This window comes from Rhodococcus sp. JS3073, assembly GCF_026810085.1.
In the GTDB taxonomy this organism is placed as follows: Bacteria; Actinomycetota; Actinomycetes; order Mycobacteriales; family Mycobacteriaceae; genus Rhodococcus_F; species Rhodococcus_F wratislaviensis.
In genome coordinates this window covers 1,213,662-1,230,126 of the sequence record NZ_CP113952.1, presented here as the reverse complement: position 1 = coordinate 1,230,126, position 16,465 = coordinate 1,213,662, and the positions used below count along the sequence as shown (strand labels likewise).

Annotated in this window: 16 protein-coding genes and 1 pseudogene; 9 read left to right on the top strand and 8 right to left on the bottom strand. The window is 64.4% G+C overall.

The features are described from left to right. Positions 1–771: 771 nt before the first annotated feature. Positions 772–945 carry a hypothetical protein gene (locus OYT95_RS43610; protein ID WP_268792667.1) on the bottom strand — a complete coding sequence of 58 codons (174 nt, stop codon included), beginning with the start codon at positions 943–945 and terminating at the stop codon, positions 772–774. Positions 946–1,750: 805 nt separating this feature from the next. On the opposite strand from OYT95_RS43610, the gene OYT95_RS43605 reads away from it, so the two are divergent. From OYT95_RS43605 to OYT95_RS43585, 5 genes and pseudogenes are all read left to right on the top strand, one after another. After that, a complete protein-coding gene (locus OYT95_RS43605) occupies positions 1,751–3,004 on the top strand; it encodes an ice-binding family protein (RefSeq protein WP_268792666.1) in 1,254 nt (417 codons plus the stop codon). Positions 3,005–3,041: 37 nt separating this feature from the next. Next, positions 3,042–3,749, top strand: a complete 708-nt coding sequence (locus OYT95_RS43600) for a class F sortase (protein ID WP_268792665.1) — start codon at positions 3,042–3,044, stop codon at positions 3,747–3,749. Positions 3,750–3,980: 231 nt separating this feature from the next. Then, positions 3,981–4,646: a ScbR family autoregulator-binding transcription factor gene (locus OYT95_RS43595; protein ID WP_268792664.1), complete on the top strand. Its 666-nt coding sequence runs from the start codon at positions 3,981–3,983 to the stop codon at positions 4,644–4,646. A gap of 103 nt (positions 4,647–4,749) precedes the next feature. After that, a pseudogene (locus OYT95_RS43590) lies at positions 4,750–5,181 on the top strand (helix-turn-helix domain-containing protein); the annotation flags it as partial. A 150-nt stretch (positions 5,182–5,331) separates the two neighbouring features. After that, positions 5,332–6,132: a transposase family protein gene (locus OYT95_RS43585; RefSeq protein ID WP_268792663.1), complete on the top strand. Its 801-nt coding sequence runs from the start codon at positions 5,332–5,334 to the stop codon at positions 6,130–6,132. On the opposite strand, the gene OYT95_RS43580 is transcribed toward OYT95_RS43585, so the two are convergent. Genes OYT95_RS43580 through OYT95_RS43555 form a run of 6 tightly spaced genes read right to left on the bottom strand, consistent with a single transcriptional unit; the run spans position 6,106 to position 11,235 of the window. Further along, complete coding sequence (locus OYT95_RS43580; protein WP_268792662.1) at positions 6,106–6,753, bottom strand: AMP-binding protein; 648 nt, start codon at positions 6,751–6,753, stop codon at positions 6,106–6,108. The two genes, OYT95_RS43585 and OYT95_RS43580, sit on opposite strands and share 27 nt — an antisense overlap. Next, positions 6,750–8,009, bottom strand: a complete 1,260-nt coding sequence (gene ribA, locus OYT95_RS43575) for a GTP cyclohydrolase II (RefSeq protein ID WP_268792661.1) — start codon at positions 8,007–8,009, stop codon at positions 6,750–6,752. The genes OYT95_RS43580 and ribA overlap by 4 nt, the downstream gene beginning before the upstream one ends. Next, entirely contained in the window at positions 8,006–8,518 is a 513-nt protein-coding gene (locus tag OYT95_RS43570) for a flavin reductase family protein (RefSeq protein ID WP_268792660.1), read from the bottom strand. Before OYT95_RS43570 ends, ribA begins: the two co-directional genes overlap by 4 nt. Positions 8,519–8,537: 19 nt before the next feature. Next, on the bottom strand, positions 8,538–9,374 hold the full coding sequence (locus OYT95_RS43565; RefSeq protein WP_268792659.1) for a fumarylacetoacetate hydrolase family protein: 837 nt from the start codon (positions 9,372–9,374) through the stop codon (positions 8,538–8,540). Then, complete coding sequence (dapA, locus tag OYT95_RS43560; RefSeq protein WP_268792658.1) at positions 9,374–10,303, bottom strand: 4-hydroxy-tetrahydrodipicolinate synthase; 930 nt, start codon at positions 10,301–10,303, stop codon at positions 9,374–9,376. Before dapA ends, OYT95_RS43565 begins: the two co-directional genes overlap by 1 nt. Beyond that, the gene (locus OYT95_RS43555) at positions 10,300–11,235 is read right to left on the bottom strand and encodes an ornithine cyclodeaminase family protein (protein ID WP_268792657.1); all 936 of its coding nucleotides are present in this window, start codon (positions 11,233–11,235) and stop codon (positions 10,300–10,302) included. The genes dapA and OYT95_RS43555 overlap by 4 nt, the downstream gene beginning before the upstream one ends. A gap of 201 nt (positions 11,236–11,436) precedes the next feature. Here OYT95_RS43555 and OYT95_RS43550 point away from each other — a divergent pair, with 201 nt between their 5' ends. Then, positions 11,437–12,345, top strand: a complete 909-nt coding sequence (locus OYT95_RS43550; protein WP_268792656.1) for a LysR family transcriptional regulator — start codon at positions 11,437–11,439, stop codon at positions 12,343–12,345. 18 nt (positions 12,346–12,363) lie between these two features. Here OYT95_RS43550 and OYT95_RS43545 read toward each other — a convergent pair whose 3' ends face one another. Beyond that, positions 12,364–13,509: an LLM class flavin-dependent oxidoreductase gene (locus tag OYT95_RS43545; RefSeq protein ID WP_268792655.1), complete on the bottom strand. Its 1,146-nt coding sequence runs from the start codon at positions 13,507–13,509 to the stop codon at positions 12,364–12,366. A gap of 271 nt (positions 13,510–13,780) precedes the next feature. Between OYT95_RS43545 and OYT95_RS43540 the strand changes: the two genes are divergently transcribed. The 3 genes from OYT95_RS43540 to OYT95_RS43530 are packed head-to-tail and all read left to right on the top strand — an operon-like array spanning position 13,781 to position 16,464. Beyond that, positions 13,781–15,052, top strand: coding sequence for a cytochrome P450 (locus OYT95_RS43540; RefSeq protein ID WP_268792654.1), 1,272 nt, complete (start codon positions 13,781–13,783; stop codon positions 15,050–15,052). A 6-nt stretch (positions 15,053–15,058) separates the two neighbouring features. Next, on the top strand, positions 15,059–15,262 hold the full coding sequence (locus OYT95_RS43535) for a ferredoxin (protein WP_167118166.1): 204 nt from the start codon (positions 15,059–15,061) through the stop codon (positions 15,260–15,262). A 2-nt stretch (positions 15,263–15,264) separates the two neighbouring features. Next, positions 15,265–16,464, top strand: coding sequence for an NAD(P)/FAD-dependent oxidoreductase (locus OYT95_RS43530; protein WP_268792653.1), 1,200 nt, complete (start codon positions 15,265–15,267; stop codon positions 16,462–16,464). Position 16,465: the final 1 nt, after the last annotated feature.

Below are 16,465 nucleotides of genomic sequence, written 5' to 3'. Positions count from 1 at the left end.
CCTCGGCCTCGTGGCTCGTTCACGCTGCGAGACCATTTCGGGGCGAAGGACACCGGGGACTCGCCCGGCGCTGTCCGGTTGATCCAGCGGATCGGCGGCGGCCCGTACCGCCGCCGCCTCACCGGAGTGGACTTCGATAGAGGCCGGTGGCGTCGTCGCTGTGTCCGTGCGAGAACACCGCGTACCCCTCCGCGCCGCATCGAAATCAATTCCGACGACGATCGGCAACACGGCACACGCGTTCTAGGCTTCCCGACCTTCCTGCGCCATCCGATCTCGAACTCCACGCGTTGACTCTCCTCGGACGTCGTGTCGCCGCCGCGATCCGGGCCCGAACAATGAGACACCCCTGCGTTCGTGGCGCGGGGACACGAGGTGTCCTGAGAGCAATTCTGGGGGGAGGTCTCCTCAGAACGGCACCACGCACGCGGCGGGAAGATGCCGCCCTGCACGCGACCTGGCTTCGCTGACGGCACCTACAGGATTTCTTGGAACGCCTTTGCAAGCAGTAGGTTCAGCGAAACGTTGCGCAAACCCGCGTTCGCATCCAGGGTATTGCCGCTGCCCCGCCCACGGCCTCGCCAGGAACTCGATCCGGTGATACTGGGCATGCATCGGAGACCTCGGGCGGAGGCGGCGTGCGACCATGCGCAGACTCGCGGCTCCTTTGGCGCCCTGGAATCCTCACTGCGTAATCATCAAGTGGAGAACGAACTGGCAAACTCACCGTGAATCTGTTCGGCATGGTGGCGAGAGCTGTCCTCGAGGTGCCTACTTCGAGGACAGCCACAACCTGAATGCTTCCGCCGTCGCGGCCTGCAAAGTCGTCCCACGAGTGGCTACTTCGATTTTCACCTGCCGCAGCAATTCGGGATCCACCCGGGCCGAGAACTGCGGGAGCTTCTTCGCGCCCACGGACGGTGCAACGGGCTCGGCTGAAGCCATTGGTACGAGCGAATCTGCATCACCATCGGGGACCGCATGCGACATCGCACTGGCGAATACTCCCGCGGGTTGGTCCTTGGACATCTTCATCTCCCTGACGAACCGATGAGGTAGCTGTCGACGAGAACGGCGACCCTTTGCCAGACCTCCCGTGCCCACCCCGGAATCGAAAAGACCTGAGGGATACAGGCACTGCGGACACGCTTTAGAGTTACGCCGAGTAACGGAAATGCTTGTTAAGCACATTCACGAACGGACAAGAACTGAAGCTGACACGTCGAAAGATAACACGATGACGGCAATGTAACTTGTTACCAGCAAAGTAATGGTTGAGTAAAATATGACGATTGGCCGAAAAACTCCCCATTTTCCCTGCCACGCAAACGGTAGGAGACCCACCAATGAACTATAAGTATGAAAAAGCGTGCAATGTAGCTTGGTAACAAGCCAACAAAAAACCTTACTGTACGTCCAACAAGGTTAAACGAAGCCTTCTACCAGGCGCTATGCAGGTACACCTTAGCTTTTCGAGGACGCAACGAATTCTATTTCTTACGAAAGGCAAGGATTCACGCTAGCGGCGCCGGTAATTCAATCTCGACAATTCCCGTGATGAGCACGTCCACCATCTCGGGTGGGAATTAGTCAATTAAGCGACACACCGACGGGGTCGTTGACACAGACCAGCTGGTTTGCGAATGATTCCTGCCATCAACCGCTCCACGCTGAGGGGAAATTCGTGACGTCGGTGCACAATTCGACCCAGGCGCGTACTCCGCGTCGGTGGTTTGTTGCGGGGGCGGCCATGGCGACCGCCGCGGCCCTGATGATCTTCGGTGGGGTGGCGTCAGCGTCGCACCCTCCGGTCGGACTGGGGACCGCCACCTCCTTCGCGATCTTGGCGGGCCAAACGGTCACCAACACCGGCCCGTCGATCATCTCCGGAGACCTCGGTGTCAGCCCGGGCAGCGCGGTCACCGGCTTTCCACCAGGAACGGTGATCAACGGCACCCAGCACGTTGCCGATGCCGTTGCACTGCAAGCTCAATCCGATCTGACGACGGCCTACAACGATGCGGCCGGCCGGCCGCCCACCGCGGCGGCGCCCCCCGATCTCGGTGGCCTGACCCTGGTCGATGGCACCTACAACACGGCCGGCCCGATGGGTCTGACCGGGACCGTCACCCTCGATGCGCAGGGTGATCCCAACGCGGTGTTCATCTTTCAGGCCGGATCCACGTTGATCACCGCGTCGAACAGCACGGTCGCCCTCATCAACGGAGCCTCACCGTGCAACGTGTTCTGGCAGGTGGGTAGCTCAGCGACCCTGGGGACCAACACCACCTTCGTCGGAACCATCATGGCGTTGACCTCGATCTCGGTGCAGACCGGCACCACCGTGAACGGACGCGTATTGGCACGCAACGGCGCAGTCACCCTGGACACCAATACCATCTCCCGGCCCAACTGCGTCACGCCGCCGCCGACGTCCACGACGACACCGCCGCCCACGACCACAACCACAACCACGGCACCGCCGACCACGACCACCATTACCAATGGTCCCATCATTCCGATTCCCATCCCGATCCCCATTCCCATCCCGATTCCCCCCGGCGGGGGCATTCCCGGCATTCCGGGTATCCCCGGCCCGCCGGCACCCCCCGGCCCGCCGGCACCCCCCGGCCCGCCGGCACCCCCGCTCCTCCCGCTCCTCCCGCTCCTCCGGCTCCTCCCGGTGGACCTGGTGGACCTGGTGAACAGGGCGGACCCGGCGAACAAGGCGGACCCGGTGAACAAGGCGGACCCGGCGAACAAGGCGGACCCGGTGAACAAGGCGGACCCGGTGAGCAGGGCGGACCCGGCCAGGGCGGCCCCGGTGAGCAGGGAGGCCCCGGTCAGGGCGGTCCCGGCGGCGGCAAGGGCGGCCCTGGCGGTAACGGATACGTCATCCCCAAGGGGCATCCGGAAACGGGTGCGGGCGGCACCACTCCTCCCTCCGGTGACAGCGGGCTTCCCCGCTCCCTCGCAGGTCTGGCCCTGGCCGGCTCAGCCATAGCGGTAGCCCAGGGCGCCCGACTGCGCAGGAGGCAGCGATGAGCGACCCGAACCCCGAATTCCCGGACCCCGCCCCGGGTCCCGTGTGGCCAGGGCCCGAGGGGGCGATGGGCAGGACGAAACGCTGGTGGGTGCTGGCCGCGGTCCTGATACTCATCGCGACGGCTGTCCTCGCCCTGCGCAGCTATCAGGATTGGGCGGATCCGCAGCTGACACCGCCACCGGTGACCGACACCGTGCCGGCGCCCTCCGACGGGGCGTCCGGACCGGCACCGGTCGCGCTGCGGATCCCTGCGCTGGGGGTGGACGAATCACTCATCACACTCGGACTCAATCCCGACGAAACAGTCGAGGTCCCCACCGATTTCGACAAGCCGGGGTGGTACAAGTTCGGGCCGGCTCCGGGCCAACTGGGTTCAGCAGTGATCCTGGGGCACGTCGATTCCCATGAGGGTCCGGCGGTGTTCTACCGATTGAAAGACCTGCAGGCGGGAGACCCGATCGAGGTGAGCTTGGCCGACGGCAGCACCGCTCATTTCGCGGTCACCAAGGTGGAGACGTACCCGAAGACGGAGTTCCCGGCCGAGGAGGTGTACGGCTCGCACGGTGATGAAACGCTGCAACTGGTCACCTGTGGAGGAGAGTACGACCCGGACGCCCGCAGCTACCTGTCCAACATCGTGGCCTACACCTCTCTGGTCGATACCGACAGCGAGGAAGCTCCCGCCGCCGCCGGCCAGAAATGACCTGGCCGACCAGGAAGTTCACGGGAAGTAGCGGCATGGTCCGGTCAGGAAGTTGTTCAGGACCTACCGTGTGACACAAGGCGTCTGCCGGCCGGGGGCAGGCGCCTTGCCTGGGGCTGGAATCTCCAATGTTGGTGTGGCGCACTCTTGCCTCGGAGATACCCCGATTCAGTCATACTCGAGCCCGGTACTCGGTCCGCCGGAAGAGTGCGGAGGTGGGTGGTCATCGTCATGCAGAAGCGAGCACGAATTACCCGGGATACGGTGTTACAGCACGCAGCCATAGAATTCGCCAGGCAAGGTTACGTGCACGCAACCCTGAACGGCATCATCGGAAGTTCCGGCGCCACCAGGGGTGCCCTCTACTTTCATTTCAGCTCCAAGGAAAACCTTGCCCGCGCTGTCATCGACGAGGGCCTGACCCGATTCGAACGCGCATACGCGCAGCGCATCGAATCGCACCCCCGCGCCTTCGAATTGCTCATCGAAATTTCCTATGCGATGGCCGGTTACGGAAGAGACGATCATGTGATCCGTGCCGCGTTCCGGCTCGTCACCGAGATCGGTGACTACCGGGGAGGCTCACGCACGCTGGCATTCGAGAACTGGATAGCGACGTGCCGGGAGCTCGCGGGCCGAGCGGTCACGGAGGGCGATCTGCGCGACGACAGCGATCCTGACGAGCTCGGACTCCTCCTGGTGCACATGGCCTACGGGATTCGTCTGTTGTCTGCGGCCTCCGCCGACCCGGACCGTCTGCTCGAAGGGATGGCGACGTCGTGGCGGCTCCTTCTGCCGGCGCTGGTCGACGCACCGAAAGAAGAGTACTTTCGGCAATTCGCAGCCCGAAGGTTGTGGTCGGTCATGAAGTCCCGCGCTACCGTACCGGTCCGGTAATGGTGGCCGTACCTGACAAGCGACTCGACTGCACTCGGGTCGGGCGTACCCACCCGTACTACGTCTCGCAAATAATTGGTTTTGTGGTGGGTAGGGTTTCCGCATGAGAAAGCCGGTCCGTGCCCTGGAGATGACCCCGGGTCAACCTGAGGTGCTCGAGTCGGTGGCCCGGTCGCAGTCAGGTGCCCACCGTGAGGTGGTGCGCGCCAAGGCCCTGTTGATGGCAGCCGACGGCCAGACCAATGCCGCGATCGGACGGGCGTTGTCCGTCTCGCCCGGGTCGGTATCGAACTGGCGGGCGCGGTTCGTCGAGGACGGGGTGGCACGGCTGGGTGACGTCCGCAAGGGCCGTGGCCGCAAGGCGTCGATCCCGCAGGAAACAATCGAGAAGATTATCGATCTGACGCAGAACCAGCGCCCCGAAGGCGAAACTCAGTGGAGTTGCCGGACAATGGCCGAGGCAGTCGGGGTCTCGAAAGACACCGTGCAGCGCGTGTGGTCGGCACGGGGCCTCAAACCGCACCGGGTCGACACCGCCAGGGAAAACACCAGCCATTGAGGCTTTCTCGCTAACGAGCGGATTTCCTGTCGCCAGCAGGACGTTTGAGCGTGTCGTAGCGGTGGGACGGGGGTCCTCCGCTGGGATCGATTCGACCAAGAAGTCGATCCGCGGAGGAAACCCCCGTTGTTCACCTACTCTGCCCTCTGCGACGTGCCGGCCGAAACCCTGCTGCGGGTGACCGCATTATTGTGGGCGCACCGCCACCTGTTCGGTGCCCGACCCTCCCGTCGGGCCGGCAGTGCGCGTACCCAGGCGAAGCTGGTGCTGCGGTGGCTACGTGACGGTGCGCCGCTGCGGATCCTGGCCGCCGAAGCCGGCGTGTCGATCTCCACCGCCTACCGGTACCTGCACGAGGGTATCGAACTGATCGCCGAACAAGCCCCTGAACTGGAAGATGTTCTCGATCGGGCCCGGCGGGAAGCGTGGACACACCTGATCTTGGATGGGACGTTGATCGAGATCGACCGGATCAACGAGCGGAAGGAGAACGGGCATCATCTGTGGTACTCGGGCAAACACAAACGCCAGGGCGGAAACGTACAGGTCCTCGCTGACCCGACCGGGTTCCCGGTGTGGTCGTCTCCGGTCGAGCCCGGCAGTGTCCCGGACATCACCGCTGCCCGCACGCACTGTCTGGGTGCTCTGTACCAGGCCGCCGCAGATGGAATTCCTACCCTGGCCGACAAGGGATACCAAGGCGCCGGGATCGGAGTGCACTCTCCGGTCAAAGGACACGGTCTTCATGTCGATAATCGCTGCTACAACATGCTGCTCACTGCGGTCCGCGCCATCGGGGAACGCGCTCACGCCGAACTCAAGGGTCGGTGGCGGTGCCTGCAACGAGTCCGACTGTGCCCATGGAAGATCGGTCGGGTCGTCGCAGCGACGATCTTCCTATCAAATCTGCAACGCGGACGTTACTGAGAAAGCCTCATTGCAGTGGAACATCGGCAGGGTCCACAGGTAGACGGTCTCGAGGCCGAGTTTGGCGTGGTGGGTCATTGCAAGCGCCTGCAGGTAGGCGCCGCGGTGGTGGTACATGACGCCCTTGGGCCGGCCGGTCGTGCCGCTGGTGTAGTTCAGCGAGATGAGGCTGCGTTCGTCCTCGACCGTGCGTGCGTGTTCGGGTCCGTCCGCGTCCAGGACCTGTTCGGCAGCGAGGGTCCGGATGCCGAAGGATTCTGCGGCGGCGCTGAATTCGCTATCGACCAGGACGAGTGATGCGCCGGAGTGTTGGACGATGTACTTCAGTTCCGGGGCGGCCAGGCGGTGGTTGAGGGTGACGAGCACGCCGCCGGCCAAGGGAACGGCGAAGTGCGCGAGCAGCATCAGCGGGGTGTTCGAGGCCAGGACGGCGACGCGGTCGCCCGGTTTGACTCCGTGGCCTGCGAGGGTGCCGGCCATGCGGCGGGCGGTGACCGCGAACTCGCCGTACGACCACGTCTGGGCGTGGTAGGTCATGGCGGTGCGATCGGCGTGGATGGCCTCCGCGCGTTCGAGAAAGTTCAGGGGTGTCAGGACCTGATTGCCGAGATGAGCGGTCACAGCACGCTTCTTTCAGAGTCGGTGACATCGGGAATGTCGAGTACATGGCCCATGCGGTCGCGTTTGGTACGGAGGTAACGGACATTGTCGGTGGTCGCGTTGGTCGAGAGCCCGACGCGGGCGAGGACCTCGAGCCCGTCGGTGGTCAATGCCGCGCATTTGGCCGGATTGTTGGTCAACAGGCGCACTCTGCCTACTCCGAGTTCCCTGAGGATGTGGGCTCCGACCCTGTACGAGCGGGCGTCGGCGGCGAGGCCTTGGGCGAGGTTGGCGTCGACCGTGTCCATCCCGCGGTCTTGCAGCGCGTAGGCGTGGATCTTGTGCGCCAAACCGATGCCACGGCCTTCGTGCCCCCGCAAATAGATCACCGCGCCGCAGTGCTCCTGACTGACCGCCATCAGTGCCTGCTCGAGTTGGCTGCCGCAGTCACACCGGGTCGAGGCGAGAATGTCGCCGGTCAGGCATTCGCTGTGCAGGCGCACGAGGGCACCGGATTCACTCTCGGCGGCCGCGGCCACGTCTCCCATCACCAACGCCAGATGCTCGACTCCGTCATCGCTCGACCGGTACGCGATTGCCTGGAACTCTCCGAAGGCGGTGGGCATGCGCGAGGTCGAGAGTCTTTCCACGGGTGCTGCTTCCGGATGCAGGGATTGCGCGAGGTCGGCGATGGTGACCACGGGCAGCGAATGGCTGTCCGCGAATCGGAGCAGATCCGGCCCCCGCCGCATCGAGCCGTCCTCCGCGACGATTTCCCCGATCAACCCGACCGGAGCACGGTCGGCGAGGGTGAGTAAGTCGATTGCGGCTTCGGTGTGCCCAGGCCGCTCCAGGACACCTCCCGGGCGCGCGCGAAGCGGGAAGACATGTCCGGGGCGCCGGAAGTCACCGGGGACACTGGTCGAGCGGGCGAGGGCGCGTACGGTCATCGCGCGGTCGCTGGCGGACACCCCGGTCCCGGCGCCGATGTGGTCGACGGTGACGGTGAAGGCGGTCTGGTGGGTGTCGGTGTTCACCGGCACCATCGGCGCCAACTCGAGCTGATCGGCTCGTTCGGTGGTCATCGGAACGCAGAGGATGCCGGTGGTGTGGCGGACCATGAAAGCTATCTGCTCGGCGCTGACGGTGTCGGCACCGGCCACGAGGTCGCCCTCGTTCTCGCGATCTTCGCCATCGAGCACGACGACCATGCCGCCGGCCCGCAGCGCCGTGACGGCCCGGTTGACCGCGTGATCGCCTGCTCGATCCGGGGTCACCGGTGCTCCTGGCCGAGCAACATGTGGGTACCGAAATCGCGGCGGAAGTAGGTGAGAGGCGATCCGTCGTGGGCGACCGCCTCACGAACTTCGCCCAACACGACGATGTGGTCTCCACCCTCGACGAAGGAGGACGCGTCACAGACCACCCAGCCCGGTGCGCCGGTCAAACGGGGAACACCACTGGCCCGAGTCCACGGTGTGTCGGCGAATTTGTCGGTCCCCTTGCGTGCGAAGGCCGTTGCTGCCGCCGACTGGGCGCTACCGAGGATGTTGACGCCGAACCGTCTGCCGCGCTGAATGATTCCGAGGAGCTCGGAGGTGCGATCGAGAGAAACCAGGACCATGGGGGGTGCCATCGACAAGGATGCGAAGGCACTGACGGTCGTCCCGTGCGGTCGATCCCCGTCCATCGCCGTCACCACCGAGACCGGGGTGCAGACCGCAGCCATCACCTCCTTGAGTGATGCTGCAATGTCCTCGTGCGGTGTTGTCGAGCATGTCGTCATGTTCTTCCTCCTCGCTACGTCAGCGGATGTGGTTGACGAGTCGAGTGACGCCGGGGATGTCGATGGTCAGCACTTCCCCGGGCTGTAGGTATCTGGGCGGATCCTGCCGGTAACCGATCCCGGCCGGCGTGCCGGTGGCGATGATGTCTCCGGGGGTCAGCGTCGTCCACGTGCTGACATATTCGATGACCGCGGGAATGTCGAATACCAGATCCGCGAGAACCCCGGCCTGTACCCGGTTGTCGCCAAGGTAGGTGTGTACTTCCAGGGCGTTCGGGTTGGCGATCTCGTCCGCCGTGACCAGCCACGGGCCGACCGACCCGGATCGGTCGAAGTTCTTTCCCGCTGTGGCCTGGGTTCCGTGGAGTTGGAATTCCCGGACACTGTTGTCGGCGAAGGCGGTGTAGCCCCAGACGTGGTGCGCCGCATCTCGGGCCCGGATATTCCGGCCGCCGCGGCCGATGACGATCGCGATCTCCCCCTCCCAGTCCAAACTGTCGGACGCCGGCGTTCGTTCGACCGGCTCCATGTGCCCGACGAGCGACGAGGGGAAACGGACGAAGAAGGTGGGATGTTGCGGCGGTTCCTTATCCATCTCGACGGCGTGGTTGTGGTAGTTGAAACCGACGCAGAGGATCCGCCGCGGATCGGTGACCGGCGGTAGCCAGCGGGTGATCTGGTCGAGATCGATTACCGGGCATCGGTGGAGTTCTTGATCCGTCAGGGCAGCGAACTTGTCGATGTCGACGTCAGCGGTCACCACACCGGTGAGCCCGGTCACGTCCCGCGGGCGGCCGTCTGCGTCGAGGACGACGGTCCGCGGATCACCGTCCTGTTCGACCGTTGCCAATCGCATCAGAAGGCCTTTTCTTCGGTGAGGATGGTCGAGGCCTGCCCGAGGAGGGTCTCGATCCGGTCGATGCCCGTCGGTGTGGGTGTAATCAGCGGGGACCGCACGTGCGGTGAGGCGATCCGTCCCTGCTGGTGCAGGACCCACTTGGCCGGTGCCGGGTTGGTCTCCACGAACAGCAGGTCCACCAGCGGGTGCAGCGCGTAGTGAAGTGCGCGGGCACCGTCGTGATCACCTGATGTCCACAGTTCGTACATCCGCGCGACGGTGTGGGGGGCGATGTTGCTGACGGCGCTGACGAATCCGACACCGCCGAGTGCCAGCAGGGGAAGGCAGAGCAGTTCGATGCCGGACCACACCGAGATGTTTTCTCCGGCTTGGTGAATTACCCGGGAGAAGTGTTCGAAGTCCTTCGTTGTTTCCTTGATACCGACGATGTTGTCGAAGTCCCGGTAGAGGCGGGCGACCGTGGAGGGGTCCAGTTCGACGGCGGTTCTCGAGGGAACGTTGTACATGATGATCGGCAGGTCCGGGAACTCCCCGGCGATGGTGGCGTACCAGCGGTACAGCGCCTCTTGGGTGGGTCGCGCGTAGTAGGGGGTGATGATCAAGGCCGCATCGGCGCCGGCGGCATGAGCGGCTGCGGTGATCTCGAGGGTTTCGTCCAGCTTGGCCGATCCGGTTCCGGGGATGAAGGGAACGCGGTCGTTGATCTCGTCGGCGACGACGTCGATCGCCTCGATCCGCTCGGCGACGGTCTGTGCGCTCGGCTCCCCGGTTGATCCACCGATCGACAATCCGTGCGATCCGGCCGCGATTTGCCACTGGACCAGTCGGCGCAGGCTTGCCGTGTCGAGGGCCCCGCCATCGGTGAACGGGGTGATCAAGGGTGCGATCGATCCGGTGATCAGTGCGGTGTCGGTGCGGAATCTCATGCCAGTGCTCCTTCGCGATTGGTCGACTCGAGCACCGTTGCTGCCACCGCCAGATCGGCCAGACCCATCCCGAGTCCCTTGAAGATCGTCAAAGCGGGGTGCAGCGGACGTGCCACCGCACCGGTGAGAAGGTCGCCGAGGGTCTTGACGGGGGTCCAGTCCTCGCCGTAGTACTCGGTCAGCTCCCGGGATGATCGACGTGCGTTGGCGATGCTGTCGACGACCGTCAGGTCGGCGTCGGCCAGCACCGCAGGATCGAACTCGGCGTTGCTCGGCAAGATCGCGCCGACGGCATTGAGGTGTGTTCCCGGGGACAACAGTGCTCGTGGGAGGAACGGTTCCGTCGCTCGGGTGATGAGGGTGACGATGGGGGCCCCGTCGACGGCCTCTGCGAGTGTGGGGGCCGCGACGGCGTCGATGCCGAGGTTTTCGCGCACCGTTGCGGCGAAACCGGTCCGGCTGTTCTCGGAGCGGCTCCACACCCGTACCCGGGTGATCGGTCGAACTGCACACACCGCAGCAACTTGTCCCAATGCCTGCCGTCCGCTGCCGATCAGGGCGAGCTCGGACGCATCGGGGGCACTCATCAGGCGTGTCGCCAGCCCGGAGACCGCCGCGGTCCGCAGCGCACCCAGCGCACCGGCCTCGAGCACCGCACGGGGGGTACCGGTGGTGGCGTCGAACAGCGTCATCAGCGCCGAGGCACCTGCCGGAGTGTTGACCCAGGTCTTGAACGCGACGAGGCCGGCGCCCTCGTCATAGGCGCCGAGGGCGTGCGCGCTGCTGGCCGGCTCCCAGGTCGTCATCGTTTTCGGGATGTTTCGGGCGGTGCCGTCGACTTCACGGGTGATCGATCGGGTGACCGACTCGATGGCGTCGAGGATCGAGACCCTTTCGCGTACTTGCTGTTCCGTTATCCACGGTACGTTCATCGTGTTCCTTGCCAGTTGTGTGTTCGAGGGCGGACACACCCGTGCAATCGGTGCGCACGGGGTGTGTGGTCCTCGTTCCCGCGGAACGGATCGGCGATCCATCCCACTGAGGCTGTGATGCACCTAACAATAGAGATTCCGTGGTATAAAGCAAATATCAAGATATCGATACACGCATCATCGATTGCTTATAGAGGAACCATGGAAGCGCAACTGTCGCTCAAACGTCTGGAAGTGTTCCGGCTCGTCGTCGAAGAGGGAAGTGTCACGCGAGCCGCGGAAGTGCTGATGGTCGCCCAGCCGGCCGTATCGGGACAGTTGCGGGCTCTCGAATCATGGCTCGGCGCAAAGCTGTTCGTCCGCCGCGGTAACCGCATGCTGTTGACAGAAGCGGGCGAACGCGCCAACCAGTGGGCGAAGGAGATGTTGGCCTCGGCAGCCCAGATCAGGCGCGACGTCGACGAACTCGGATCGGGGCGAGGCGGCGCCGCGTCCATCGCGTCGAGCATGGCGGTGGGCAGCTACCTCCTGCCGCCGATTCTGTCCCGGTTCCAGCGTGGCCGGCCCGGTGCGGACCTCACCCTTTCCAGTTCGCAACCCAACGAAGCGTTGCGTGCGGTGGAAACCGGTGAGGCGGACTTCGCCGTCGTGACCTGGGATCAGCGGCACCTCCCGGACACCATGTCCTCCGACGTCATCCGCACCGAGCCGATCACCCTCTGCGCCGGGCCGGGTCTCGTCGCCCCGTCGAGGGCGCTGTCTCTCGACGAGGCATTGGCGCTGCCGTTCGTCGGCGCGCCGCGGGAGGTGATCTACCAACGCAACCTCATGGAACAGCTCACCCGGCTCAGCGGCATCGAGCCGAATTTCATCATCAGATTCGGGCATGCCGAACCGATGAAGCAGGCCGCCGCCGAGAACGCATGGGCGATTTTCGCCCCGCGCTACGTCGTCGAATCCGATCTCGCCGCGGGCCGGCTACAGGAGTTGGCCGTTCCCGGCCTCGAACTCACCGAGCGTATTGCGTTGCTGTGGCGGCGGGACAAGTTCTTCTCGCCACTGCAGCAAGCGGCCGTCGACGAGATCCGCGACGCGCTTCGATCCCGGTGACGCCGCCGTCACGCATTGTCACCACGACCAGTTCCGCTCCTGCGGCGGCGACCAGACTCCCGCTTCCCGCAGATACGGCAACACCGCTGAGAACGACTCCAGCTCCTGCGGACTCCACAGGGGAAAGTTGATCAGCACATTCGATGTCGCCGTGGTGCGCTTGAGCGAAATGATCTTCTCCGCGACCTGTTCGGGGGTTCCGATCAGCTGCAGAACCGATCCGGCACCGCCGAACGCGCGGGTGGCTTCGTCTTCCCCCATCTTCTCGTACATCGACCGGGAGGATTCGATCGATCCGAGCACATCAGCGGCGATCTCCTTGGTGGCCTCGACGTTGAGAGTCTGCAGCAGACGCTCATATTCCTCCTCGGCCTCGCCCTCGTTCGGGCGCACGATCGCCATCGAGAACGGACACGTGCCCACGGCTCGTTTACTCTTTTCGGTCAGCGCGGCCAGCCGACGATCGACCTCGCGCACCAACTCCTCGGTGTTTGCCAACGTCACCAACTGGTCGCAGAACCGTGCAGCGAACTCGGCGCCCGCCGGAGACGCGCCCGCACTGACCAACAAGGGGTGTGGATCCTGCACGGGGCGGGGAGTTTTGATTCGCCCGGTCACGCGGTAATACTTGCCGTCGACGTCGATGGGTTCGTGCTCGGTCCACAATCTTTTGACGATGTCGACGAATTCGGCTGCCATGACGTAGCGCTCGTCGTGGTCGATGAACGGCTCCCCGAACAGTGCTGCCTCGTCGGCGCTGAATCCCGTCACCACGTTCCAGCCCCACCGCCCGTCGCTGAACGCATCGAGTGTGGCGCCCATTCGGGCGACATGGGCGGGTTTGTGGTGAGTGGTGTGGAACGTGGAGATGACGCCGATGTGCTCCGTCGTTGCCAGCAGGGCCATGGCCAGGAGCGGCGCGTGATACGCCGGCGACTGGTGCCCGAACTCTTCGGCGACGCGTTGGTGCCCGGACCAGTTGTCGGCGATGAACAGGGAGTCGAAGCCCACCCGTTCGGCCGCCTGGGCGAGTTCGACCAGGTTGGCTTTCGTCATCGCCGGTGTTCGCCGAGCAGCTTCGTCCGAGTACAGGAAATTGGTCTTTCCGCTGGGAAAGAAGTACCCGAGGCTCAGCTGCGAAGGGTCTTCGGTTCTCGGCTTCATGGTGGTCCTCTTCGGGTGCTGCGCGGAACTCCCCGCACAAAGGTGGATAGTGATCGCAATCACACTATCGTTCCCACGATATAAGGCAAGAATCATCTTTCTGATGAGTCTATAAGAAGACGGTTATTCGCTTGTCGATTTGCGGAATAAGTGGTGACTTATGCCCTTATCTCCAATTCGGTAATTGTTTTATATAGCGGTGCGCTCTTAGTGTGACCTGGAGCACTGATTTCGAGGCGGGGCCGTCGCGAGCCCACGAAAGGACCGGACCATGTCCACTATCGGCACGGGAGACCGGATACCGCATTGCCCGGTGTCGGAAACCATCACGACGCACACAGCCGAGGGCGAGCACATGACCTCGCCGACAGAAGGATTCGAATTCGATCACCTGAGTCCGGGTTGGAATGACACGACCCTCTGGGACGCGTACGAGCGCTTGTTATCCGCCGGCGCTGCGACCTACTCGCCTCTCCACGGCGGATACTGGATCATCAGTCGCTATTCGGAGGTCAAGAAGGCGCTTCGTGACCACGAGACCTTCTCCTCGGCCTCTGGTCACCGGATCCCGATGGTGGACGGCATGTCGTCGATACCGATCGACTACGACCCCCCGGTGCACACCCACTATCGGTCGTTGCTCACGCGTGCGTTGACTCCCGACTCGATACGCGATGTGCAGCCGTGGCTCACCTCGATGATCTCCGAGGTCGTCGCCGCGTTCTACCAGTCAGGTGGAGGCGACGCCGTGGCTGAGGTCGCACTGTCGATTCCGCTGCGCGTGCTCACCAAGATCGTCGGTTTCTCCCCGGCAACCGTGGCGCGCTTTCGCGAACTGACCGAGGACATTTGGAAGGACGGGACGGCCGAGTCTCAGCTTCGAGGCCGCGCGGCGCTGGTCGATGCCCTCGACCGCGACATCGACGAGCACCGCGCCCGCCGGCCCGACGACTACCTCACCTGGCTCCTCGATGCTGAAGTCGACGGACGCCCGATCGACATCGGAGAAATACACTCGGTGCTTCTGACGCTTGCTGTCGCCGGCCACGAGACAACCTTGAATTCGGTGAGCACCCTGCTGTATCTGCTGGCATCGGATTCGCCCTTGCAGGAGCGGCTTCGCGCCGACCCCAGTGTCGCACCCCGGTACGTCGAGGAGATGCTGCGGCTCCGTACACCTGCACAGATGTTCGCCCGCCGCACCACTCGCGCAGTCGATGTCGGCGATACCACCATCCCGGCAGGCTCGTGGGTACTGCTTCTCAATGCCGCAGCCAACCGCGACCCCCGCCAGTTCGAGCACCCCACGGCGTTCGACATCGACCGTTCTGCAAGAGGCCACTTGGCATTCGGGTGGGGCATTCATCAATGTGTCGGATCTGCACTTGCCCGATCCGAACTGCGCATCCTTCTCGAAACCCTCTGCCACTATCCGCCGATCACGCTGGCGGCCGACCCCGCCTTCACGGCCATCGAGGCCGGGACACATTTCGGATTACGAAAACTCCCCTTGGCTTTCATCGACGCTGCACCCAGGAGCTGAAGCACTATGACACCGCGCATCCACATCGACACCGCGGCCTGCAATGGCTACGGAAACTGCTTGGTCGCCGCGCCCGACGTCTTCGACCTCGACCCCGACACCAACATCGCCTTCACCCAGCCCGGCCACCCCACGGAGGCAGACCACGACAGCCTTCGTGAAGCCGAAGCCGACTGCCCCGTCCGGGCAATCCGAATCTCCGAGTCCTGACCATGAACGCCGGGGCCACCACCGTCATCGTCGGCGCCTCCGTCGCCGGAATCCGAGCGGCGGCGGCGCTACGACACAACGACCCGCACCGCCGCATCGTCCTCGTCGACGGTGAAGACGAAGATCCGTACGACAAGCCACCACTGTCGAAGGCGGTGCTGTCGAACACCGACCTCCCGTCGCCTACCCTGACCGACCACATCGGACACGGCACCGACTACCTCCGGGGAACACAGGCCGTCGCCGTGGATCCAGCAGCGTCGACACTCACCCTCGGCGACGGGAGCGTCATCGGCTACGACAGCGCCATCCTCGCGACCGGCTCCGCACCCCGCCGCCTCCCCCAGCTCGCCGGGATACCGGGCGTGCACTATCTCCGAACCCTCGCCGAGGCAACTGCACTGCGCAACGACCTGCGTCGCCGCCCACGCGTCGTCGTCATCGGCGGCGGATTCATCGGCTCCGAAGTCGCCTCCAGCGCGCGCGAACTCGGACTCGACGTCACCATCATCGAAGCCGGACCACGGATGGCGGCCCGGGTGATGCCGGAACCGGTCTCCCACGCGCTGGCGGCACTACACGCACAACATGGCGTGAGCGTGCGATGCGGAACCGCCGTGCACGGTGCGTCCTACGACGCAGATCGGCAAGCCGTCGAGTTGAACCTCGACGACGGGGACACCATCATCGGCGACGTCGTGGTGGTGGGGATCGGGACCACGCCCTGCACCGACTGGGCAGCCGACTCCTCACTCCCCATCCGGGACGGCTTCGTGTGCGGCCCCGACCTGCGGGTAAAGGGCACATCGAATCTCTACGCCATCGGTGACGTCGCCCGCTGGTTCAACCCCCGCTACGGCAAGGAGATGCGGGTGGAGCACTGGACCAACGCCCGCGAGCACGCCGGGATCGCCGCGCACAACATCGGGCATCCACACACGCCACGCCACGCGGCGACGGTGCCGTTCGTCTGGTCCGATCAGCACGGCACCCGGATCCAACACGTGGGCGACCCGAACCTGACCGCAGTGGACGTCGACGCAGTGCAAGTTTCGCACTCCGCTCGTGTGTTCACCTATTCGCGTGACGGGGTCACAGTGGGGGCAACCGGCTTCAATGCCCAAGGCGCCCTGGCGAAGATCCGCAAACAACTGGTCGACCAGCGTGCAGCCGTGATGCACGCCGACCACATCTACCACTGAA

Bases quoted from the DNA above. Each gene is read 5' to 3' on its own strand.
- OYT95_RS43610 (WP_268792667.1), bottom strand. From the start codon at position 945: ATGGCTTCAGCCGAGCCCGTTGCACCGTCCGTGGGCGCGAAGAAGCTC.
- OYT95_RS43605 (WP_268792666.1), top strand. From the start codon at position 1,751: ATGGCGACCGCCGCGGCCCTGATGATCTTCGGTGGGGTGGCGTCAGCG.
- OYT95_RS43600 (WP_268792665.1), top strand. From the start codon at position 3,042: ATGAGCGACCCGAACCCCGAATTCCCGGACCCCGCCCCGGGTCCCGTG.
- OYT95_RS43595 (WP_268792664.1), top strand. From the start codon at position 3,981: ATGCAGAAGCGAGCACGAATTACCCGGGATACGGTGTTACAGCACGCA.
- OYT95_RS43570 (WP_268792660.1), bottom strand. From the start codon at position 8,518: ATGACGACATGCTCGACAACACCGCACGAGGACATTGCAGCATCACTC.
- OYT95_RS43565 (WP_268792659.1), bottom strand. From the start codon at position 9,374: ATGCGATTGGCAACGGTCGAACAGGACGGTGATCCGCGGACCGTCGTC.
- dapA (WP_268792658.1), bottom strand. From the start codon at position 10,303: ATGAGATTCCGCACCGACACCGCACTGATCACCGGATCGATCGCACCC.
- OYT95_RS43555 (WP_268792657.1), bottom strand. From the start codon at position 11,235: ATGAACGTACCGTGGATAACGGAACAGCAAGTACGCGAAAGGGTCTCG.
- OYT95_RS43550 (WP_268792656.1), top strand. From the start codon at position 11,437: ATGGAAGCGCAACTGTCGCTCAAACGTCTGGAAGTGTTCCGGCTCGTC.
- OYT95_RS43545 (WP_268792655.1), bottom strand. From the start codon at position 13,509: ATGAAGCCGAGAACCGAAGACCCTTCGCAGCTGAGCCTCGGGTACTTC.
- OYT95_RS43540 (WP_268792654.1), top strand. From the start codon at position 13,781: ATGTCCACTATCGGCACGGGAGACCGGATACCGCATTGCCCGGTGTCG.
- OYT95_RS43535 (WP_167118166.1), top strand. From the start codon at position 15,059: ATGACACCGCGCATCCACATCGACACCGCGGCCTGCAATGGCTACGGA.
- OYT95_RS43530 (WP_268792653.1), top strand. From the start codon at position 15,265: ATGAACGCCGGGGCCACCACCGTCATCGTCGGCGCCTCCGTCGCCGGA.